Raw genomic sequence first — 19411 nt, 5'->3', positions numbered from 1 at the left:
CCCAAGGAACCTGACATGACCGAAGCCATTCGTTACGAAAAAGGCCAGGACCAGATCGTGGTGCTGACCCTCGACATGCCCGACCAGAGCGCCAACACCATGAACGGCGTGTACCGCGAGGCCATGGCGGCCACCGTCGCACGCCTGGAAGCGGAAAAGGACCACATCGCTGGTGTGGTAATCACCTCGACGAAGAAGACTTTTTTCGCTGGCGGCGACCTCAACGAACTGATCAAAGTCGATAAGGCCCACGCCAAGGATTTCTATGACGGCGTGCGGGTATTGAAGGCCCAACTGCGTCGCCTGGAAACCCTCGGCAAACCGGTGGTGGCCGCCATCAATGGCGCAGCACTCGGCGGCGGCTGGGAGATTTGCCTGGCGTGCCATTACCGCGTCGCGCTGGACGACAAGGCGGTGCAACTCGGCTTGCCGGAAGTCACCTTGGGCTTGTTGCCGGGCGGCGGCGGGGTCGTGCGCATGGTGCGCATGCTGGGGCTGGAGAAGGCCTTGCCGTATTTGCTGGAGGGCAAAAAGGTGCGGCCGCAACAGGCGCTGCAAGCAGGGTTGATCAATGAGCTGGCGGCTAGCCGCGATGAGCTGCTGGTCAAGTCTCGCGCCTGGATTCTCGCCAATCCTGAAGCCAGGCAGCCTTGGGACACCAAGGGTTATCAGATTCCTGGCGGCACGCCTTCCCACCCGAAAGTGGCGCAAATGCTGGCGATTGCACCGTCGATGTTGCGCAGCAAAACCCAGGGCTGCTTCCCGGCGCCGGAGAAAATCCTCTGCGCCGCCGTGGAAGGCGCCCAAGTGGATTTCGACACTGCGCACCTGATCGAAACCCGTTACTTCACCGAGCTTGTCACCGGGCAGGTGGCGAAAAACATGATCGGCACCTTCTGGTTTCAGCTCAATGAAATCAACGCCGGCAGCTCGCGGCCACAAGGCTTTGCGCCGTACGTCACGCGTAAGGTCGGCGTGCTCGGCGCGGGCATGATGGGCGCGGGTATTGCCTACGTCAGCGCGTGTGCGGGCATCGACGTGGTACTCAAAGACGTCACCTTGGCCGTTGCCGAAAAGGGCAAGGCGCATTGCGCTGCGCTGCTGGACAAGAAGGTCAGCCGTGGGCAATTGACCGCCGAGCAGCGGGAAACCACCTTGGCGCGAATTCATCCTACGGCCGCTGATGCCGACCTGGCTGGCTGCGACCTGATCATCGAGGCGGTTTTTGAAGATCGTGACCTCAAGGCCAAAGTCTCGGCCGCCGCGCAAAATGTGGTCGGTGCCGACGCCGTCATTGCCTCCAACACCTCCACCTTGCCCATCAGCGGCCTGGCCAACGCCGTGCCCGATCAAGGCAAGTTCATCGGCCTGCATTTCTTCAGCCCGGTCGACAAGATGCCGCTGGTGGAAATCATCAAGGGCACCCACACCAGCGACGAAACCCTGGCCCGAGGTTTTGATTTCGTACTGCAAATCAAGAAAACCCCGATCGTGGTCAACGACAGTCGCGGCTTCTTTACCTCGCGGGTGTTCGGCACGTTTACAAATGAAGGCATTGCCATGCTCGGCGAAGGTGTGGCTGCGCCGATGATCGAAACGGAGGCACGCAAGGCCGGCATGCCGGTGGGACCGTTGGCGGTGTCGGATGAAGTGTCGCTCAGCTTGATGAGCCATATCCGACAGCAAACGGCGAAAGACCTGCAGGCGGAAGGCAAGGCGCTGCCGACGCATCCGGCGACGCAGGTGATCGACCTGTTGGTGAACGAGTACAAACGCACGGGCAAGGCGGCCGGTGGCGGTTTTTACGACTACCCGGCAGGTGGGCAGAAACACCTGTGGCCCGAGCTGAAAGCGCGCTTTGAACAGCCCGACAAACAGATTTCGCCACAGGATGTACGCGACCGTTTGCTGTTTATCCAGGCCATCGAAACCGTGCGGTGTGTGGAGGAGGGCGTGTTGATGTCCACGGCTGACGCCAACGTCGGTTCGATCTTCGGCATCGGCTTTGCCGCGTGGAGTGGCGGCGCGCTGCAGTTTATCAACCAGTACGGCCTGAACGACTTCATCGCCCGGGCGCGTTACCTGGCGGAGCAGTATGGTGACCGGTTCTCGCCACCGGCGTTGTTGCTTGAGAAAGCGGCACGAGGAGAAATATTCGCCTGACCGAAACACCCTACACTGAATCACAGAAAACCAATGTGGGAGCGGGCTTGCCCGCGATAGCGGTGTATCAGCCAAGACCTTTGCCGGCTGATATGACGCCATCGCAGGCAAGCCAGCTCCCACAGTGAGTCACCTGGCGGGACTTGCTTTGCAGGTACATTTCAAGGCAGGCTCTGGGGTGTGCATTATTCCCATCACCGTGTCAGGTATTTTTTATGTCGCTACGCGTCTGTATCCTGGAAACCGATATCCTGCGTCCAGGTTTGATCGATCAGTACCAAGGGTACGGGCAGATGTTCAAGCGCCTGTTCTCCAAGCAACCGATTGCCGCCGAATTCGTGGTCTACAACGTGGTGCAGGGCGAATACCCGTCGGATGACGAAGTGTTTGACGCCTACCTCGTCACCGGCAGCAAGGCCGATTCCTTTGGCACCGACCCGTGGATCCAGACCCTCAAAACCTACCTGCTCCAGCGCTATGAGCGCGGCGACAAGTTGCTCGGCATCTGCTTCGGCCACCAACTGTTGGCACTGCTGCTGGGCGGCAAGACCGAACGCGCCGGCCAGGGTTGGGGCATGGGCATTCACGACTATAAACTCGACGCAAAAGCGCCGTGGATGAGCCCGGAAGTGGAAGAATTGACGCTACTGATCAGCCACCAGGACCAAGTGACCACCTTGCCGGAAAACGCAACGGTCATCGCCTCCAGCGCTTTTTGCCCGTTCGCCGCCTACCACATCGGCGACCAGGTGCTGTGTTTCCAGGGCCACCCGGAATTCATCCACGACTATTCCCGCGAGCTGCTGGAGATTCTTCAGACAACTCTGGGCGAAAAGGTCTACACCAACGGCGTCGCGAGCCTCGAACGTGACCACCACGGCGTCACCGTGGCGGAATGGATGATGCGCTTTGTCGCACACAAGCCAGAGGCAGCGGCTTAAAGCCAACCTGAACGCTTGAAGCTGGCCCACAAACTGGTGCAGCCCACCGCAATAAACCCGAGCACCGCAAAATAGCCGTAATGCCATTGCAGCTCGGGCATGTTCTGGAAGTTCATCCCATAAATCCCCGCCACCGCCGTGGGGAACGCCAGGATCGCCGCCCACGCGGCGAACTTGCGCTGCACCACGCTCTGGCGTGAAGCCTCCAGCAACACACCGATCTCGATGGTCTGGCTGGCAATATCACGCAAGGTGGTGAGGTCTTCCATCTGCCGCGTCACGTGGATCTGCACATCACGGAAGTAGGGGCGCATGTTCTTGTCGATAAACGGGAAACTCAGCTTCTGCAATTCCTGGCTGATCTCCACCATCGGCGCCACGTAGCGCTTGAGCCGCAGCACATCGCGACGCAGGCCGTGGAGGTTCTGGATATCGCGCTCGCTCAGTGAACTGCACAGCACGTTGCGCTCCAGCTCATCTATCTCGGCGTGGATCGCTTCGCTCACCGGCTGGTAGTTTTCGGTGACGAAATCCAGCAGCGCATAGAGTACGAAATCTTCCCCATGCTCCAGCAACAACGGCCGCGCCTCACAGCGTTGACGCACATAGCCGTAGGACGCCGAATGCCCGTTGCGAGCGGTGATGATGTAGCCGTTGCCGGCGAAAATATGGGTTTCGATAAACTCCAGCTTGCCGTTCTCGCGCACCGGTGAATAGGTGACGATAAACAGCGCATCGCCGAAGGTTTCCAGCTTCGGGCGGCTGTGCTTTTCCAGGGCGTCTTCGATGGCCAGTTCATGCAGGTTGAACTGGCGTTGCAGGTTGGCCAGCTCGTGGGCGTTGGGCTCTTCCAGGCCGATCCACACAAAGTGGTCGGGTTTGGCGGCCCAGGCTGCGCCTTCGTCGAGGGTGATATCAGTGACTTTCTTACCGGCGCTGTAAACGGCCGCCGCAACAACTCTACCCATGGTGCTGATCGCTTCTTATTAGGAGGACAGGTGTTGGGCAGCTTAGCTGGAAGCGAGTTCGATTGTTACGGCGCTTTGCAGTTCGCGGTCCATCGCTGCAATGCATTCATCCATCTGCTTCTGGCACGCCTGCATTAACTGCGGGATGTCATCCGAAGTCAGCCCCTCAGTAGGAATCGGCGGCAGCGAACGTATGAGCACATCACCACTGTTCCAACGATTAAGCTGCATGTGCGTGACGTAATTACTCACGCACACCTGCACGATCGGCACGCCGGCCGCAATTGCCATATGAAACGCGCCTTTCTTGAACGGCAGCAACCCTTTGCCCAGGTTGCGCGTGCCCTCCGGAAACACCCAGATCGAGGTGTCTTCGTGTTGCAAGGTATGCGTGGTGGTGAGCATCGCGCGCCGCGCTTTGTGCGCATTGCCACGGTCGATCAGCACATTGCCCGCCAGCCAGAACAACTGGCCGAACAGCGGCACCCATTTCAGGCTTTTCTTGGCGATGCACACCGTGCGATGCGGCACCACAGTGCCCAGCACAAACAGGTCGTAGTTGGACTGGTGGTTGGCGATGATCACGCACGTGCCGGGCTTGTTGCGCAGCGAGTCGACATCCGCCTTCACCTTCAGGCGCAACAGCCACATCGCAGGCACCCCATAGAGGCGAGCACACAGGCGGCTGTTGTCCGGGTTGAACGGCCGACAGATACCCAACAGCACGCCCAGCACACCGGCGACGATAAAGTGCAGGCCCATCAACAACATACGTAACAAAAAAAGCATCGACACGGCCCATCGGGACAAAAGGTGGCGCAGTGTACGGATGTGCACTGTATTCGGCAATTGCCCCTACAGACGTAGGAGATAGGCGATGTTTAAGCACATGTTTCAGCGTGTGCCGATATCGCCCGGCTAGAGCGGTTTAGGATGTTTCGGATTGGTTTGTAAGAAAAAGCCCGACTCAAGGTCGGGCTTCATAACAGCAGCTTGTAAGCATCAGCCCAGGTTATGGCCCTGGTCCTGAATGATTGCATCATCCAAGGCTTCCAGCAGTGCCTTACGCACCTTCAGCTTGGTGTGTTTGTGGGCGTTCATGTTGATCTTCTTCAACTGACGCGCCGCTTCCAGCGCCGCCGCGTGCAGCTCCTCCGGTGCTACCACCTTATCGAGGAAGCCAGCGCCCAAGGCGCCCTGCGGGTCGAACATCTCGGCATTGATCACCGAACGATGAAACGCCGACTTGCGCAGACGATCCCGCGCCAGCTCGATACCGGCATGGTGCATGGTCATACCGATTGCCACTTCATTCAGGCCAATGCTGAACGGGCCTTCCACGCCAATCCGATAATCCGCCGACAACAGCAGGAACGCACCTTTGGCCACCGCATGCCCAGGGCACGCCACAATCACCGGGAAGGGGTGCGACAACAGGCGACGCGCCAACGTCGAGCCCGACGTTACCAGGCTGATCGCCTCTTTAGGCCCGGCTGTCATCACCTTCAAATCATAACCACCCGACAGAATCCCCGGCGTGCCGGTGATGATCACCACTGCCCGATCCTTCTCGGCCTGATCCAGTGCCGCATTAAACTCACTGACCACCGCCGGAGAAATGGCATTCACCTTGCCGTTGCTCAAGGTCAGGGTCGCGATACCGTCTTCGAGGTGGTAGGCAATCAACTCACTCATGACGCGGTTCCTTGTAGGATTTGTTATAGATAGGCTGTTTATAGAAGCGCATGCGCAGACGTTACCCACCACGCCCGCCCCGGTAAAGCGCCGTGACTGACTACCCAGTCAGACTTTTCCCGCATCCCCACGGGTAGACGGCCCGAAGCAGGGCGCGGCGGCCATCCCAAACACACACCGCCGATGCCCGAGAATGGCACAATCACCGCCCCTTGCCGGGCGGGCAACGGCATAACCGTCTAACCGCATGAAAATTCTGAAAAAAACCTTTGCCATCAGAAAGGCTTTCGACTACATTAGCGCGCCTCGACAGACTGAACTGGTTTGACGAGATACGGTGAAGTGTCCGAGTGGCTTAAGGAGCACGCCTGGAAAGTGTGTATACAAGAAATTGTATCGAGAGTTCGAATCTCTCCTTCACCGCCACATTAAGTAAACACAAACCCCCGGTTTTCCTAGAGAAAGCCGGGGGTTTGTGGTTTTTGGCGTCTGGAAAAAGGGCGATATGGGAACATTCATGGGAACGCCACCGGCGATTCCGAATTGATGCGCCCGCCGGGGAAGCGTCCAAAATCCCACAGGTGCCATTACAGCTCAGTGTATAGGCGAGCCCTTGAGTTCTAAAGCGAGGGACGTGGCGTCAAATACGAGACAAACAAAACCCCCAGGTTTCGTCAGAGACCTGGGGGGTTGTGGCGTTTGAAAACGGGGCGTTCTTAGATCATACGCGCGGCATGTCCATCCGCCGTGCTATTACATCCAGCAGGTCGCAGCCGTCGCGCAGCGGAATTGAGCAGAGCAGGGCAAAGTCGCTGAGCACAACTGCATCACTACTTATTTCACTACGTAGTGCAAGGTTCTCAAGAACTTGGGTGACAGCCCGAAGCCGACAACTTGCGGCGTCGAGGAGTATTTCCAGTGGCACGGTGGTATCGATAAACAGGGCAGGGGTGGCGCTGTCGTTGCTGGTAAGGGCTATGTATTGGTTCATGTGTGGAACTCCGGTTGTCAGAGGATAGCAACCACACATTTGTCGCCAAACAAAAGGGTGGCAGCTGTACGCAGGTTGGCGAACCGGGACAATCGGAAAAACCGGCAGACCCGAAGGTCTCCCGCGCACAGCTACCGTTGAGCAGCTTATTGCGCGCAGAAGCATCCCGCAAATACGCGTGGACGTTTCTTTCGATTTATCGTCGAGTCGCCAAACCCGTTCGCCATATGGGCGACCGCGTGACTATAGGCTTGGCGATTTTGAAGCGGCAGGCCGAAGCTTCTGAATGAAATGTAGGACGTTGCTCAAACTGATTTGTCTAGCGCACGATCCCCCAGCCTCAATGCCGATGCCCATGTTCCGTTGCCTCATGCAGATGCTCATGCGCATGCCGTCGTATTACGCCTGCACGTACACCCATGCAGTCAGGCCTGACGCCAGCGCCACGGACACGCGTTTGTAGTCCGACACTTCATAGGCATCCGCCGCTGCCAGTTCCTGCTCGTTGATCTGAAAGACCATGCCTTCAACGCTGGCAGCCTTTTCCTCGGTCGGCGCCACGATCGGGTGGTGGGTCTTGCCGCTGGTGGCCAGCACTTCCGGGTCGGTGATTTCTACCCAGCTTTGCGAATAGCCGAGCATGGCGTCGTGCTGCCCGACTAACTCCCGGCCGAAGTTGGCCAGTTGCACGGCCTTGTCTTGCAAGGTGCCGTAGGAAAACAGCAGCACAGGAAATTGGGTGGAGTGTTCCATAGGTATTCCTTAAGCGAGTAAGTCTTCGTAAAAAGCGCCGTAGGGCTTGCTCGGGTGGGCAATCTGGATTTCCAGAATCCACAGCCCGGCATTCGGGCAGTGCTCGAAATCGCCATGCGGTGGCCCTTGATGTCGAGGTTGAGTCGCCAGCCCATGGCCTGTTTCTCGGCGTAGCGGTACAGCTCGGGCTTCTTTGGGTTGTGCGGTCAGCGGGATGTCCTCGGGTTGAACGGCGTTGTGCGTTTTACTATATAGCGAGGTGACGGCAGAGCCCAATCCTGAAAACACTGGAGATTAAAGGTGGGAGCTGGCTTGCCTGCGATGGCGGTGGCAGAGCAGACATTAATGCTGCTTGACCCACCGCTATCGCAGGCAAGCCAGCTCCTACATTTTTAATCGTGTTCAGTTTGTTAGAGGTGTAGCCAGGCCAGGGTGCCCAGTACTACGGCTACGCCGCCGGCGGTGTAGGACATGCGTTTGAGCCATTCCTTGCGCGTGAGTAACGTAATCGCCGCCAATGAAATCGCGATCTGAATCGCGGTCATCGCCTGGGCCCAGCGGTGGTGCTGGTGCAGGGCTTCTTCGGACTTCTGGTCCCATTCCCGCGAAGTCGCTTCGAGCTTTTCGGCCTGCTTGCGCACTTCTTCCTTCTGGCCTTTGTAGCGTTCGATCTCATCCTTGTAATGCGCGGCATCCACGCCGGGAATGTGCGTGGCCAGTTCCGCCAGGTTCTGGCGGCTGGACTTGGCCTGGTAGTAGTTCCACTGGTTGGCGGCTTCGGTCTTGATGATGGCGGCGTTGTTTTTGTCCATCGCCGCTTCGCTCTCGGTGGAGCCGGCCTGGTAGCTGAGCATGGCGCCGAGGGTGGCCATCAGCGCGGTCATCACGGCGATGCGGCTGGCGAAATTGTCACCGCGGCCGTGGGCATGTTCGGTGGTGTGTTCGATGTGTTTTTCGTGGGGGCTGGGGACTTCGAAGGCTTCGGACATGGGGGCGTCTACGAACGGAATGAGGGAGACTGATTCTTTACCAGTGAAGCTGTCTCAAGCCTGTACGTAACGCTGCAAACCCGCGACCAGCGCATCAAAGGTCACCCGGCAGCGCGGGCTGTTGCGCAGGTCTTCGTGCATGGTCACCCAGGTGTCCATCTTGAACGCGAAACCTTCAGGCAGCACCCGCCGCAGGCGCGGGTCCTGCTTGGCCAGTTGCACCTGGCAGCCGCCGATACCGGCACCCGCGCGGATCAGCGCCAATTGCGCCAAGTCGCTGTCGCTGCTGAGGGCAAAGGCGCTGCGTTCAAAGCCCTTGATGGCCAGGCTGCGGATAAACGCGTTTTCCTGGTCGAAGCCGATCACTGAGTGGCTGACCAAGTCCTGCATTTGACGTGGGGTGCCGTGTGCTTGCAGGTAGTCGTCATGGGCATGCAGGCCCACTTCAATCAAGCCCACGCGTCGCGCCAGCAGTTGCTCCTGGCTGGGGCGCACCATGCGCACGGCGATGTCGGCTTCCAGTTGCAGCAGGTCGATCAGGCGGTTGGTCAGGATCAATTCAACGCGCAGGTGCGGGTGCTGGCGGCGCAGTTCGGTGATGATCGGCGGCAACACCTCCACGCCGACCACTTCACTGGCGGAGACCCGCACCACGCCGCGCACTTCATCGCCCTGTGAGGACGCCGCGCGTTCGAGGGCGGCGGCGGTGCGTTCCATGGTTTCGGCGTGGGCGCGCAACGTATGGGCGACGGCAGTGGGCAACAGCCCGGTAGGCGAGCGGGTGAACAGCACCACGCCCAGCGCCGTTTCCAGCGCAGCAATGTGCCGGCCGACCGTGGGCTGTGTGATGCCGAGCTGCCGTGCGGCCCCCGACAACGAGCCTTCCTTGAGTACGCCGAGGAATGACCGGTAAAGCTCCCAACCAATATTCGTTGCCATGCATAAATGTATAGCGGCTGGATGCTCTTCGGCAATTTATCTATAGCGATGCCGCCCACAAAATGGCTTCACCAACACAGTAGGAGAAGGTCATGGGCAAGGTTCTGGTATTGGGTGCAACGGGCGGGATTGGTGGCGAAGTGGCGCGGCAGATGAGCGCGTCGGGATGGGAGGTCTGTGCGTTGACCCGGGATGTGGACAAGGCCCGGCGTGAGAACTCGACCTTGTCCTGGATTAAGGGCGACGCGCTCAATCGTCAAGACGTGCTCTCTGCTGCCCGTGGTTGCGCGGTGATCGTGCATGCGGTCAACCCGCCGGGTTATCGCAACTGGGCTGAGCTGGTATTGCCGATGATCGACAACAGCATTACGGCGGCCATCGCCGAGGGGGCGACCATCGTGTTGCCCGGTACGGTCTACAACTTCGGGCCGGACGCCTTTCCCGTTTTGCACGAAGACTCGCCGCAGCACCCGCAAACCCGCAAAGGCGCGATCCGCGTGCAGCTGGAGCAGCGGTTAGAGGCGGCTTCCCGCCAGGGCGCGCGGGTGTTGATCGTGCGCGCCGGGGACTTTTTCGGTGCGCGGGTGGCTAACAACTGGTTTGCCCAAGGGCTGGTCAAGCCCGGCAAGCCGGTAAGCGCCGTGAGTTATCCGGGCGTTCCCGGTGTGGCACATCAATGGGCGTACCTGCCGGATGTGGCGCGCACTATGCTCGAGTTGATTGAGCGGCGGGCAAGCCTTGATGCGTTCGCGCGCTTTCATATGGCGGGGCACGTGGACACCGATGGCAGGCAGATGACCCAGGCGATCCAGCGTGTGGTACTGCGTAAGACGGGCCATCAACCCCGCGTAGGTCGCTTCCCGTGGTGGTTGATGAAATTAATGGCGCCCTTTGTCGTCACCATCCGCGAGATGCAGGAGATGCGTTACCTGTGGCAAACACCGCTGTTACTCGATAACAGTCGACTGGTTGCGACGTTGGGGCGGGAACCGCACACGCCGCTGGAACAAGCGGTGGAAGCCACATTGCTCGACCTTGGCTGCCTGCCTACGCCCGTCTGATCAGGCGTACATACACCGCGAGATTGATCAGCAACACCAGCGCCCCGAGCACCAATTGAATGTTTGGGGTCAGCCCGGCCGGGTAGATCAGCGTGAGGATGTAATGCTCGATAAACCCACCGCCATAACCGTCCTGCCCGGCGAGGTGGCGTAGCAGGTTTTCCCATTGGGTCAGCGGGCAGGGCAGGTGGAACACTTCCACGGCCATACCCCAGGCTGCAGCGGGCAGGTGCAGCCACATGACCGGCCGCCATTTGAGCGCCAGCAGCCCGCCGAACAGCACGAACAGGATGAAACACAGGTGAAACAGCACCAGGCTGTCGGCGGCGACGCGATAGAGCATGTGTGGGTTCGCTTTTAAGGTTGGCCGGCTTCAGGCGCCGTGGTGTTCCAGCTGATTTTAACGTGTGGCTGAGGTAAATGAGGGCGCGGATTTTCCTGAGTAACGCTATAGCTCCAGTTGAGTGGCCTTAATGCCAAACGCCTTGGCTATCTTTTCCCGCGTTGCCCGGCGAGGTTTGTTCACCGCTTCCTGTTGGGCGAAAGCGGATTGTGAAATTCCCAGGCGGTTGGCGACTTCTATCTGGGTCAAGTTCAGGTGCTCGCGCCAGGCGCGGATGGGGCTGACCCCATCGATAATCAGGCTGACGACTTGATACGGAATAAGGTGGTTTCTGCCTTGCTGTGCGAGGTATTGCCCGTAAGGGATAACCACAAACGCAGGCTTGCCTTCCAGGTCATTGATGACTTGTATGTGGGGGGACGCACTGATCATGTTTTTCCTGCTTAAGCCTTATTTAAGGCTTATTTTTTGATAAGGCTTTAACAAGTTTTTACGGCCTTTTTTGCAAATACACTAAGCCGGGTGCCTTCCAACGTTAGCCTGTCTCCCGAGGCCAGCTGATCGAAGCTGTTGCTGCATGTAAGCCTTACTTCGCAAACGTTACGACGCGTGCGTTTGCCCACAACTGCCTTGGCGTAGTTGATCAGTGTGGTTATCAATACCGAGCCGCAAAGGTTGCTTGCAGGCAACCTGGGCCGCTATTGTGCTGAATCCTTTTAGTCCTTCTCCCAAGGTTCTGTTGTGATGAATGCACCGCGTACTGCAGTCGGTCCAATCAAGGCCGTGATTTTCGATATGGACGGCTTGTTGCTGGACACTGAAGGCATCTACACCGAAGTCACGCAGATCATCGCCGAACGTTACGGCCGCACTTATGACTGGGGCATCAAGCAACACATCATCGGCCGTGGCGCCCAGGACCTGGCGGACTATGTGGTCAAGGCACTGGACTTGCCGATTACACCGGCTGAATTTCTGGAAATTCGTGAACCGCTGATGAGCGAGCGGTTCCCCAAGGCCCTGGGCATGCCCGGCGCCGAAGCGCTGGTGCGGCACTTGAAGGCGCACAACATTCCAATCGCGGTGGGCACCAGTTCGTCGCGCAACTCGTTTGGCCACAAGACCACCTTGCACCGCGAATGGTTTAGCCTGTTCGGCACCATCGTGACGGCTGATGACCCGGAAGTCGGCGCCGCCAAACCTGCGCCGGATATCTTCCTCACCGCCGCCCGCCGCCTGGGCGTGGCGCCAGAAGATTGCCTGGTGTTCGAAGATTCGCCGTTCGGCGTAACCGCCGCGAAGGCCGCCCACATGACCGCCATCGCCGTGCCGGATGAAGCCATGGCCGACGGCAAGTACGCGCATGCCGACCAGATCATCCGCAAACTCGCAGACTTCGACCTGGCCGCCTACGGCCTACCCCCTTTCCCCTGAATATACAGCGTCAAAAATGTGGGAGCTGGCTTGCCTGCGAAAGCGGTGCATCAGTCGATGTATTCATTGACTGACACGCCGCCTTCGCGAGCAAGCCCGCTCCCACATTTGGTTTCGCAGTGTTCTGAAGACCTTTCCGATCAGGCGCTGAAACCACCATCAATGGTCAAGCTCGCACCAGTGATATACCCAGCCTCAGGCCCCGCCAGATACGCCACAAAACTCGCAATCTCCTCCACCTGCCCATAACGCCCCACCGCCATCAACCCAATCAACGTCTCGGCAAATTCACTGTTCGCCGGGTTCATGTCAGTGTCCACCGGCCCAGGTTGCACGTTGTTTATCGTAATGCCTCGTGGCCCCAGGTCCCGCGCCAAACCCTTGGTCAACCCCACCAGTGCTGCCTTGCTCATCGCATACGGCCCACCACCGCCGAACGGCATGCGCTCGGCATTGGTGCTGCCGATGTTGATCACACGGCCGCCTTTACCCATATGTTTGGCCGCTTCCTGGGTGGCGATAAATACGCTGCGCACATTGATCGCCAAGGTCTGGTCAAAATCTTCCAGCTTGAAGTCTTCCAGCGGTGCGATGGCCAATACACCGGCGTTGTTCACCAGAATATCCAGGCGCCCAAAGGCTTCGACGGTGGCGTTGACCGCATTGCGAATCGCCGTGGCATCCGCGCTGTCAGCTTGAATGGCCAAGGCTTTGCCGCCTGCGTCGATCACGCTGTTTTGCAATTCTTCGGCTTTTGCCGCCGAGCTGACGTAGGTAAAGGCGACGGCTGCGCCTTCTGCGGCCAGGCGCTTGACGATGGCGGCGCCAATACCGCGGGAACCGCCCTGAATCAAGGCAACTTTGCCAATGAGGTTGTGTGTGGTCATGTCGATCTCCAGGTAGTTGATGAGTCGAGTATCGACCTCACCCCGCCAGCCCGGTAGACCGTGATTGCTATAGTCTGTGTAAACCAAAAGTTTAGAGTGGGGCGATATGGAAAGCTTTGGCAGTATCGAATGCTTTGTGCGCAGCGCCGAAGGCGGCAGCTTTGCCGAGGCAGCCCGGCACCTCAGCCTGACCCCGGCGGCGGTAGGCAAAAGCGTTGCCAAGCTGGAAGCGCGCCTGGGTGTGCGGCTGTTCCAGCGCAGCACCCGCCGGCTGACCCTGACCGAGGCCGGCAAGCTGTTCCTCGACGAAGTCAGCGGTAGCCTCACGACTATCCAGAACGCCGTGGCCAACCTTGCCAGCGCCGAAGGGCGGCCGGTGGGCACGCTCAAGGTCAGCATGGGCACGGTGTTCGGTAATCGTTATATGGTGCCGCTGCTGGGGGAGTTTATGCGGCGCTTTCCGGATATCAGCCCGGACTGGCATTTCGATAACCGCCAGGTCGACTTGATCGGCCAGGGCTTCGATGCGGCTATTGGCGGTGGTTTTGAACTGCCGCCGGGGGTGGTAGCGCGCAAGCTGACACCGGCGCACCGGGTGCTGGTGGCTGCGCCGGATTATCTGGCGCGACGCCTGCCAGTGCAGGCGCCCGAAGATTTATCGCGGTGCCTGGGCATCCTGATCCGCTCTCCGCAAACCGGCCGCGTGCGCTCTTGGCAGCTTACTGGCCCGGAGCGTGAGCAACGCCCGTTGGTGCTCAAGCCCGGCATGACCATGAGCGACTCCGAAGCCGCCTGTTGCGCCAGCGCCCAAGGCCTGGGTATTGCGCTGGTGAGCATGCCGATGGCGCTGCCGTTTCTCGACAGTGGCGCGGTAGTGCGGGTGTTGCCGGAGTGGTACGTCGATGATGGCAACATCTCTATCTACTACGCCGAACACAAACTACTGCCCGGCAAAACCCGGGCGTTTGTGGATTTCATCATCGAGCAGTTTGCCGAGCAGCGGTGGGGCCAGCGATTCAGCGCGGTTCAGGCACGGCTGTAGACCGAGGCGCGGCCATCGCAGGCAAGCCAGCTCCCACAGGAAAATGCATTTTGAGCCTGAATCCAGCCCCCACAGGAAAATGCGATCTACTGTGGGAGCGGGCTTGCCCGCGATGCAGGCGCCTCGGTCTACCTGCCAGGCCAGCCAATAACCTTCTTCGGCCGCGGCGTCGCATAAGTCCTGATCTTCGACGTCGACAACCCCAGCCGCACCAGCGACTCAGCAATCGTCACCGCCGCCGTCACCCCATCCACCACCGGCACACCCGTACGCTGGCGAATCTGCTCATCCAGCCCGGCCATGCCGCCGCAGCCGAGGCAGATCACCTCGGCCTTGTCCTCGCGGATGGCCAGTTCCGCCTGGCGCACGATAGCTTCCATGGCGGCCAGCGGATCCTCTTCCAGCTCCAGCACGGCCATGCCATTGGCGCGCACCGAGGCACAGCGCTGATACAGGCCAGCAAGTTTCAGCCGGTCTTCGATCAACGGCACGGTACGGTCCAGCGTAGTCACCACCGAATAGGCATGGCCCAAAAACATCGCCGTGCTGGCCGCCGCTTCGGTAATGTCCACTACCGGCACGTTCAACAGTTCCTGCAAGCCTTCACGGCCATGCTCGCCATAACCAGCCTGGATCACCGCATCAAACGGCTGGTCGTAAGCCATCACTCGGTCCATCACCGCAATGGCCGCCAGGTAGCTCTCAAAATTGCCCTCCACCGACTCGGCGCCAAAGTACGGGGTGAGCCCGACGATCTCGGTGCCGGGCGCGGCCACGGCCCGCGCCTGTTGGGCGATGGTTTCGGTGATGGATTCGGTGGTGTTGACGTTGACCACGAGGATACGCATGGAATGTCCTTGGTTAGTGACTGACGTTATCGACTGCAATGCTTTCGCCGCTGATATCGGCGTAGAACGGCTGACGCTTGGCGATCAACAGGTACAACAGCCCTGCAATACCGGCGCCAAACAGCCAGGAAAACGGTGCGACGCTGGCAAAGCCGGGCAGCAGCGCCAACAGAATCGCGATCACCGCCGCAGGAATAAACGCCGCGACCGCGCGTAGATTGACCCCACGGCTGTAGTAATAAACGCCATTGGGGTCTTCGCTATACAGCTGCAGGACATCCACCTGGCTTTTACGAATCAGCCAGTAATCGACCATGATCACCCCGTACAGCGGCCCCAGCAGTGCGCCCAGGCCGGAGAGGAAATACACAATCACCAGCGGGCTGTTGTAGAGGTTCCACGGCAGGATCAGCACCGCCAGGGTGGCGCTGATCAATCCGGCGCGGCGAAAGTTCAGGTACTTGGGCGCCAGGTTACTCAGCACAAACGCGGGTGCGACGAAGTTGGCCATGATGTTCACCGCCACGGTGACGATCAGGAACGCCAGGCAGCCCAGCACGAGGAAGAAGGTATTGGGGATGGCCGCGATGATTTCGTTCGGGCTTTCGATCACCCGGCCATTGAGCTGGAATTGCCCGCCGCACAGCAGCACGGTAATCGCGGCAAACACCAGGATGTTCACCGGCAAGCCCCAGAAATTACCGACCAGGATGGTCTTGCGGCAGGGCGAGGAGCGAGCAAAGTCGCAGAAATTGAGGATCAGCGTGCCGTAGATGGTCAGCCACAGCGCGCCACCGGCAAAGATATTGCGCCACATTTCGCCGCCACTCAGCGGCTCGCGGATCGACCAGGCAATATTGCCGCCAACCTGGAAGTACATCCAGCCGGCCAGCGACGCCACCGTCACCAGGATCACCGGCCCGGCGAATGCTTCATAGCGGCGCACCATTTCCATGCCGTACGCCAGGATCACCAGTTGCACAAACCATATCGCCACGAAACACGCCCAGCCGAGGGTCGACAGGCCGAGGATTGAGTTGTGGTCATAGTCGGCAAAGCCCGGGTGAATCGCCGACAACAGCACGCGAAAAACCACCGAAGCCAAGTAGGTCTGGATCCCAAACCAGGCAATCGCTATCACCGCGCGAATCAACGCCGGAAGTTGTGCACCGTGAATGCCGAAACTGATGCGGCTGATAACCGGGAAAGGCACGCCGGTCTTCTGGCCCATAAACCCCGACAAGTTCATGAAGAAGTACACCAGCGCCGCACCGATGCCCAGCGACATCAAAATCTGCCAGCCGCCCAGTCCCAGCGCATACAAACCGATGGCAAATGAATAATTAGCGATGTTGTGCACGTCATTGGTCCACAGCGCAAAGATGCTGTAGCAGCCCCAACGTCGGCCTTCGACCTTGGTGGGCGCCAGGTCTCTGTTATGCAGGCGCGGGCTGAGTACCAGCGGGCCGGGGCTTGGCGCCTCGGGGTTCAGGGCGGAGGAGGGCAGATCCAGTGCGATGTTATTCGAGAGGCTTGTACGCATTCCGGCAGGCTCCGGCGCATCTGCACGAGCGTTGCAGATGGCAAAGTGTATGTAGGTTTTGTATTTATTGTATACAAAGCGTAATTCACCTTAAGCCACATGCGTGCCAGTTTTCGATCTATAAAAACTGTGGGTAATTTCGTTTTTACTGATGAATAAAATAACTAGCTGAATTTAAAGCGATATAAATTGACCGTCTGAACAGGTATTTATTTTTGGACGAGAAGGTTCTCTATCGGAGAGGCAAACAGCCCACGAGGAGGGGTGTTACGTTTTGGTGCGAAAAAATATGAATTGCACACATAAATGACACCGATAGTTACATAGGTGTGTACAAAATCTGTGCCCCCCACAAATCAAAATGTGGGAGCGGGCTTGCTCGCGAATACGGTCTGTCAGCTCCACATAAGTTGACTGACACACCGCATTCGCGAGCAAGCCCGCTCCCACATTTTTACCGTGTCAGCGATCAGGCCTTGCTGATGATATTCCCAGCATGCAGCCCACATTCCTTCTGCGTGGCTTCCTCCCACCACCAGCGGCCTTCACGCTCATGCTGGTTCGGCAACACAGGCCGGGTGCACGGCTCGCAGCCGATGCTGATAAACCCGCGCTCATGCAGGCTGTTATACGGCAGCTCGAGCATGCGGATGTAACCCCAGACTTCCTCGCTGGTCATCTGCGCCAGCGGGTTGAATTTGTACAGGGTGCGTTCCGGCGTGGAGAACGCCGTATCGATTTCCAACGCCGCCACCTGGCTGCGGGTGCCGGGGCTCTGGTCACGGCGTTGGCCGGTAGCCCAGGCACTTACGCCGGACAGCTTGCGACGCAGCGGTTCGATCTTGCGCACGCCGCAGCATTCGCCATGGCCGTCCTTGTAGAAACTGAACAGGCCCTTTTGCTTGACGAAGGGCTCCAGCTTGCTCTGGTCCGGCGAGATCAGTTCGATGTCGATCTTGTAGAACTCGCGCACCTGCTCGATAAACCGGTAGGTCTCCGGGTGCAGGCGGCCGGTGTCTAGGCTGAACACCTTGACGTTCTTGTTCAGCTTCCAGGCCATGTCGACCAGCACCACGTCCTCGGCACCGCTGAAGGAAATCCACAGGTCATCACCGAACTGGCTGAACGCCAGCTTGAGAATGTCCTGAGCGGATTTGTTGGCATAAGTCGTGGCGAGTTCAACGACGTCGAAGGCTTGGTTCATCAGGACGGTTCCTACAGGTCAGTGGCGCTGAGCGCTCTATAGGGAAGCGATGGTATCAAATCCGCCCTGCGTTGCGGCGGCCAGCTTGAGTCGCTAGAGTTCGGCAGTCCTTTTGCTCGCTCAACTAACAACATCTAATGGGAGTGTCTTGTGGAAATTGCCTGTCTCGACCTGGAAGGGGTGCTGGTTCCGGAAATCTGGATCGCCTTCGCCGAAAAAACCGGTATTGAATCCCTGCGGGCCACCACCCGCGACATTCCCGACTACGACGTGCTGATGAAGCAGCGCCTGCGCATCCTCGATGAGCACGGGCTCAAGCTTGCCGACATCCAGGAAGTGATCGCCACCCTCAAGCCACTGGACGGCGCCGTCGAGTTCGTCAACTGGCTGCGCGAGCGTTTCCAGGTGGTGATCCTGTCAGACACCTTCTACGAGTTTTCCCAACCGCTGATGCGCCAGCTGGGCTTCCCGACCTTGCTCTGCCACCGTCTGATTACCGACGAAAATGACCGCGTGGTGAGCTACCAGCTGCGCCAGAAAGACCCCAAGCGCCAATCGGTGCTGGCGTTCAAAACCCTCTACTACCGCGTGATCGCCGCCGGCGATTCCTACAACGACACCACCATGCTCGGTGAAGCTGACCGGGGGATTCTGTTCCATGCGCCGGAGAATGTGATCCGCGAATTCCCGCAGTTCCCGGCGGTGCATACGTTTGAGGACTTGAAAAAAGAGTTCATCAAGGCGTCGAATCGGGCGTTGAGCCTGTAAGTTTCTCAGCGCTGTTGTTGGCCCCATCGCAGGCAAGCCAGCTCCCACATTCGATCGGGTTCACACCGTTCAACCTGTGGGAGCTGGCTTGCCTGCGAAGAGGCCAGTACAGCCACTGCAATTCCCGTCAGGCCCCAGCCAGCAACCGCTCATAAGGAATACTCAACCCTTCATGCAGACGCTTGATCATCGCCAGGCTCAGCTTGCGCTTGTGATTCAGCACTTCAGAAACCCGCCCGCTCGTGCCTATAAACGGCTCAAGGTCACGGGCGGTCATGCCTAACTGCTCCATGCGAAATTTAATCGCTTCCACCGGGTCCGAAGGCGGCATTGGATAATGTTCCGCCTCATACTTTTCAATAAGCACGGCGAGGATTTCCAGCTCGTCACCTTCTGGTGAGCCAACCTCCGCGCCCCATAGCTGCTCGACGCGTGCGAGCGCCGCAGTCAGGTCTTCCTGGGAATGAATAGGTTTTATGTTCATTACACGGTCTCCGCGTTGATCTGGTCGTAGTGCGCGTGGGTCCCCACGAAGCGTATGAACCCCAGCTGTCGCTGATAATCGATTGCCATGATCACTCGATACTTGTTGCCGCCCACGTTGAATACAACCCTGCCGCCTTTGAGAATGCTCGCTGTTCTGAGCGCTGCTTTGAGTGCTTGTGGCGTTGAATACGTGGTCTTTTCCATATGTCGATACAGCTCGACCAGCGGCGTTTTTGCATCGCAATAAGCGGGATGGCTTTCCCAGAATGTTCGTAAGGTGGAGAGCGCGATTATCCGCATTGCTGCCACCTCCCATTTCGGGAGATATTAGGTGCGGCTCGATGGATATGCAATCG

General features: G+C 58.8%; 21 protein-coding genes, 1 tRNA gene and 1 pseudogene. 7 read left to right on the top strand and 16 right to left on the bottom strand.

What is annotated here, in order from left to right:
* Positions 1 to 15: 15 nt before the first annotated feature.
* Positions 16 to 2163, top strand: coding sequence for a 3-hydroxyacyl-CoA dehydrogenase NAD-binding domain-containing protein (locus PspR76_RS23045; protein ID WP_159959013.1), 2148 nt, complete (start codon positions 16 to 18; stop codon positions 2161 to 2163).
* Positions 2164 to 2378: 215 nt separating this feature from the next.
* A complete protein-coding gene (locus PspR76_RS23040) occupies positions 2379 to 3104 on the top strand; it encodes an amidotransferase (RefSeq protein WP_159959011.1) in 726 nt (241 codons plus the stop codon).
* On the opposite strand, the gene PspR76_RS23035 is transcribed toward PspR76_RS23040, so the two are convergent.
* The 3 genes from PspR76_RS23035 to PspR76_RS23025 all read right to left on the bottom strand — a co-directional run bounded on the left by PspR76_RS23035 (position 3101) and on the right by PspR76_RS23025 (position 5767).
* Entirely contained in the window at positions 3101 to 4072 is a 972-nt protein-coding gene (locus PspR76_RS23035; protein ID WP_159959009.1) for a magnesium and cobalt transport protein CorA, read from the bottom strand. The genes PspR76_RS23040 and PspR76_RS23035 overlap by 4 nt on opposite strands.
* Before the next feature lie 42 nt (positions 4073 to 4114).
* Positions 4115 to 4861, bottom strand: coding sequence for a lysophospholipid acyltransferase family protein (locus PspR76_RS23030; protein WP_159959007.1), 747 nt, complete (start codon positions 4859 to 4861; stop codon positions 4115 to 4117).
* Positions 4862 to 5074: 213 nt separating this feature from the next.
* Complete coding sequence (locus PspR76_RS23025) at positions 5075 to 5767, bottom strand: crotonase/enoyl-CoA hydratase family protein (protein ID WP_159959005.1); 693 nt, start codon at positions 5765 to 5767, stop codon at positions 5075 to 5077.
* Between the two features lie 336 nt (positions 5768 to 6103).
* Between PspR76_RS23025 and PspR76_RS23020 the strand changes: the two genes are divergently transcribed.
* Positions 6104 to 6193, top strand: a tRNA-Ser gene (locus PspR76_RS23020).
* Between the two features lie 295 nt (positions 6194 to 6488).
* Here PspR76_RS23020 and PspR76_RS23015 read toward each other — a convergent pair.
* From PspR76_RS23015 to PspR76_RS22995, 5 genes and pseudogenes are all read right to left on the bottom strand, one after another.
* A complete protein-coding gene (locus tag PspR76_RS23015) occupies positions 6489 to 6758 on the bottom strand; it encodes a short-chain dehydrogenase (RefSeq protein WP_159959002.1) in 270 nt (89 codons plus the stop codon).
* A gap of 399 nt (positions 6759 to 7157) precedes the next feature.
* The gene (locus PspR76_RS23010) at positions 7158 to 7511 is read right to left on the bottom strand and encodes a gamma-glutamylcyclotransferase family protein (protein WP_094950323.1); all 354 of its coding nucleotides are present in this window, start codon (positions 7509 to 7511) and stop codon (positions 7158 to 7160) included.
* 9 nt (positions 7512 to 7520) lie between these two features.
* Positions 7521 to 7696 (bottom strand): annotated as a pseudogene (locus PspR76_RS23005) (M24 family metallopeptidase); the annotation flags it as partial.
* Positions 7697 to 7921: 225 nt separating this feature from the next.
* Positions 7922 to 8500: a DUF4337 domain-containing protein gene (locus PspR76_RS23000; protein WP_159959000.1), complete on the bottom strand. Its 579-nt coding sequence runs from the start codon at positions 8498 to 8500 to the stop codon at positions 7922 to 7924.
* A 54-nt stretch (positions 8501 to 8554) separates the two neighbouring features.
* Positions 8555 to 9439: a LysR family transcriptional regulator gene (locus tag PspR76_RS22995; protein WP_159958998.1), complete on the bottom strand. Its 885-nt coding sequence runs from the start codon at positions 9437 to 9439 to the stop codon at positions 8555 to 8557.
* A gap of 92 nt (positions 9440 to 9531) precedes the next feature.
* On the opposite strand from PspR76_RS22995, the gene PspR76_RS22990 reads away from it, so the two are divergent.
* Positions 9532 to 10500 (top strand): NAD-dependent epimerase/dehydratase family protein, encoded by a 969-nt coding sequence (locus PspR76_RS22990; protein ID WP_159958996.1) that lies wholly within the window; start codon positions 9532 to 9534, stop codon positions 10498 to 10500.
* Here the strand turns inward: PspR76_RS22990 and PspR76_RS22985 are convergent.
* Positions 10487 to 10843: a DUF2784 domain-containing protein gene (locus PspR76_RS22985; RefSeq protein ID WP_159958994.1), complete on the bottom strand. Its 357-nt coding sequence runs from the start codon at positions 10841 to 10843 to the stop codon at positions 10487 to 10489. The genes PspR76_RS22990 and PspR76_RS22985 overlap by 14 nt on opposite strands.
* Before the next feature lie 105 nt (positions 10844 to 10948).
* Positions 10949 to 11275 (bottom strand): helix-turn-helix domain-containing protein, encoded by a 327-nt coding sequence (locus PspR76_RS22980; protein ID WP_159958992.1) that lies wholly within the window; start codon positions 11273 to 11275, stop codon positions 10949 to 10951.
* 312 nt (positions 11276 to 11587) lie between these two features.
* Between PspR76_RS22980 and PspR76_RS22975 the strand changes: the two genes are divergently transcribed.
* Complete coding sequence (locus PspR76_RS22975) at positions 11588 to 12277, top strand: HAD-IA family hydrolase (RefSeq protein ID WP_159958990.1); 690 nt, start codon at positions 11588 to 11590, stop codon at positions 12275 to 12277.
* Positions 12278 to 12417: 140 nt separating this feature from the next.
* Here the strand turns inward: PspR76_RS22975 and PspR76_RS22970 are convergent, their stop codons facing one another.
* A complete protein-coding gene (locus PspR76_RS22970) occupies positions 12418 to 13164 on the bottom strand; it encodes a 3-oxoacyl-ACP reductase family protein (RefSeq protein ID WP_159958988.1) in 747 nt (248 codons plus the stop codon).
* Between the two features lie 106 nt (positions 13165 to 13270).
* On the opposite strand from PspR76_RS22970, the gene PspR76_RS22965 reads away from it, so the two are divergent.
* A complete protein-coding gene (locus tag PspR76_RS22965; protein WP_159958986.1) occupies positions 13271 to 14206 on the top strand; it encodes a LysR family transcriptional regulator in 936 nt (311 codons plus the stop codon).
* Between the two features lie 128 nt (positions 14207 to 14334).
* Here the strand turns inward: PspR76_RS22965 and PspR76_RS22960 are convergent, their stop codons facing one another.
* From PspR76_RS22960 to PspR76_RS22950, 3 genes are all read right to left on the bottom strand, one after another.
* A complete protein-coding gene (locus tag PspR76_RS22960) occupies positions 14335 to 15054 on the bottom strand; it encodes an aspartate/glutamate racemase family protein (protein WP_159958984.1) in 720 nt (239 codons plus the stop codon).
* 13 nt (positions 15055 to 15067) lie between these two features.
* A complete protein-coding gene (locus PspR76_RS22955; RefSeq protein ID WP_159958983.1) occupies positions 15068 to 16597 on the bottom strand; it encodes an NCS1 family nucleobase:cation symporter-1 in 1530 nt (509 codons plus the stop codon).
* A 469-nt stretch (positions 16598 to 17066) separates the two neighbouring features.
* Entirely contained in the window at positions 17067 to 17801 is a 735-nt protein-coding gene (locus tag PspR76_RS22950; protein WP_159958981.1) for a phosphoadenylyl-sulfate reductase, read from the bottom strand.
* Between the two features lie 150 nt (positions 17802 to 17951).
* Here PspR76_RS22950 and thrH point away from each other — a divergent pair, with 150 nt between their 5' ends.
* Positions 17952 to 18569 carry a bifunctional phosphoserine phosphatase/homoserine phosphotransferase ThrH gene (thrH, locus tag PspR76_RS22945; RefSeq protein ID WP_159958979.1) on the top strand — a complete coding sequence of 206 codons (618 nt, stop codon included), beginning with the start codon at positions 17952 to 17954 and terminating at the stop codon, positions 18567 to 18569.
* A 127-nt stretch (positions 18570 to 18696) separates the two neighbouring features.
* Here the strand turns inward: thrH and PspR76_RS22940 are convergent, their stop codons facing one another.
* Together PspR76_RS22940 and PspR76_RS22935 are read right to left on the bottom strand one after the other, a co-directional pair.
* Positions 18697 to 19053, bottom strand: coding sequence for a helix-turn-helix domain-containing protein (locus tag PspR76_RS22940; RefSeq protein WP_159958977.1), 357 nt, complete (start codon positions 19051 to 19053; stop codon positions 18697 to 18699).
* On the bottom strand, positions 19053 to 19355 hold the full coding sequence (locus PspR76_RS22935; RefSeq protein WP_159958975.1) for a type II toxin-antitoxin system HigB family toxin: 303 nt from the start codon (positions 19353 to 19355) through the stop codon (positions 19053 to 19055). Before PspR76_RS22935 ends, PspR76_RS22940 begins: the two co-directional genes overlap by 1 nt.
* Between the last annotated feature and the right edge of the window lie 56 nt (positions 19356 to 19411).

The sequence above is a fragment of the Pseudomonas sp. R76 genome, from assembly GCF_009834565.1.
Classification (GTDB): domain Bacteria; phylum Pseudomonadota; class Gammaproteobacteria; order Pseudomonadales; family Pseudomonadaceae; genus Aquipseudomonas.
This window is presented reverse-complemented; position numbering and strand designations above follow the sequence as displayed.

Bases quoted from the DNA above. Each gene is read 5' to 3' on its own strand.
- PspR76_RS23045 (WP_159959013.1), top strand. From the start codon at position 16: ATGACCGAAGCCATTCGTTACGAAAAAGGCCAGGACCAGATCGTGGTG.
- PspR76_RS23040 (WP_159959011.1), top strand. From the start codon at position 2,379: ATGTCGCTACGCGTCTGTATCCTGGAAACCGATATCCTGCGTCCAGGT.
- PspR76_RS23035 (WP_159959009.1), bottom strand. From the start codon at position 4,072: ATGGGTAGAGTTGTTGCGGCGGCCGTTTACAGCGCCGGTAAGAAAGTC.
- PspR76_RS23030 (WP_159959007.1), bottom strand. From the start codon at position 4,861: ATGCTTTTTTTGTTACGTATGTTGTTGATGGGCCTGCACTTTATCGTC.
- PspR76_RS23025 (WP_159959005.1), bottom strand. From the start codon at position 5,767: ATGAGTGAGTTGATTGCCTACCACCTCGAAGACGGTATCGCGACCCTG.
- PspR76_RS23015 (WP_159959002.1), bottom strand. From the start codon at position 6,758: ATGAACCAATACATAGCCCTTACCAGCAACGACAGCGCCACCCCTGCC.
- PspR76_RS23010 (WP_094950323.1), bottom strand. From the start codon at position 7,511: ATGGAACACTCCACCCAATTTCCTGTGCTGCTGTTTTCCTACGGCACC.
- PspR76_RS23000 (WP_159959000.1), bottom strand. From the start codon at position 8,500: ATGTCCGAAGCCTTCGAAGTCCCCAGCCCCCACGAAAAACACATCGAA.
- PspR76_RS22995 (WP_159958998.1), bottom strand. From the start codon at position 9,439: ATGGCAACGAATATTGGTTGGGAGCTTTACCGGTCATTCCTCGGCGTA.
- PspR76_RS22990 (WP_159958996.1), top strand. From the start codon at position 9,532: ATGGGCAAGGTTCTGGTATTGGGTGCAACGGGCGGGATTGGTGGCGAA.
- PspR76_RS22985 (WP_159958994.1), bottom strand. From the start codon at position 10,843: ATGCTCTATCGCGTCGCCGCCGACAGCCTGGTGCTGTTTCACCTGTGT.
- PspR76_RS22980 (WP_159958992.1), bottom strand. From the start codon at position 11,275: ATGATCAGTGCGTCCCCCCACATACAAGTCATCAATGACCTGGAAGGC.
- PspR76_RS22975 (WP_159958990.1), top strand. From the start codon at position 11,588: ATGAATGCACCGCGTACTGCAGTCGGTCCAATCAAGGCCGTGATTTTC.
- PspR76_RS22970 (WP_159958988.1), bottom strand. From the start codon at position 13,164: ATGACCACACACAACCTCATTGGCAAAGTTGCCTTGATTCAGGGCGGT.
- PspR76_RS22965 (WP_159958986.1), top strand. From the start codon at position 13,271: ATGGAAAGCTTTGGCAGTATCGAATGCTTTGTGCGCAGCGCCGAAGGC.
- PspR76_RS22960 (WP_159958984.1), bottom strand. From the start codon at position 15,054: ATGCGTATCCTCGTGGTCAACGTCAACACCACCGAATCCATCACCGAA.
- PspR76_RS22955 (WP_159958983.1), bottom strand. From the start codon at position 16,597: ATGCGTACAAGCCTCTCGAATAACATCGCACTGGATCTGCCCTCCTCC.
- PspR76_RS22950 (WP_159958981.1), bottom strand. From the start codon at position 17,801: ATGAACCAAGCCTTCGACGTCGTTGAACTCGCCACGACTTATGCCAAC.
- PspR76_RS22940 (WP_159958977.1), bottom strand. From the start codon at position 19,053: ATGAACATAAAACCTATTCATTCCCAGGAAGACCTGACTGCGGCGCTC.
- PspR76_RS22935 (WP_159958975.1), bottom strand. From the start codon at position 19,355: ATGCGGATAATCGCGCTCTCCACCTTACGAACATTCTGGGAAAGCCAT.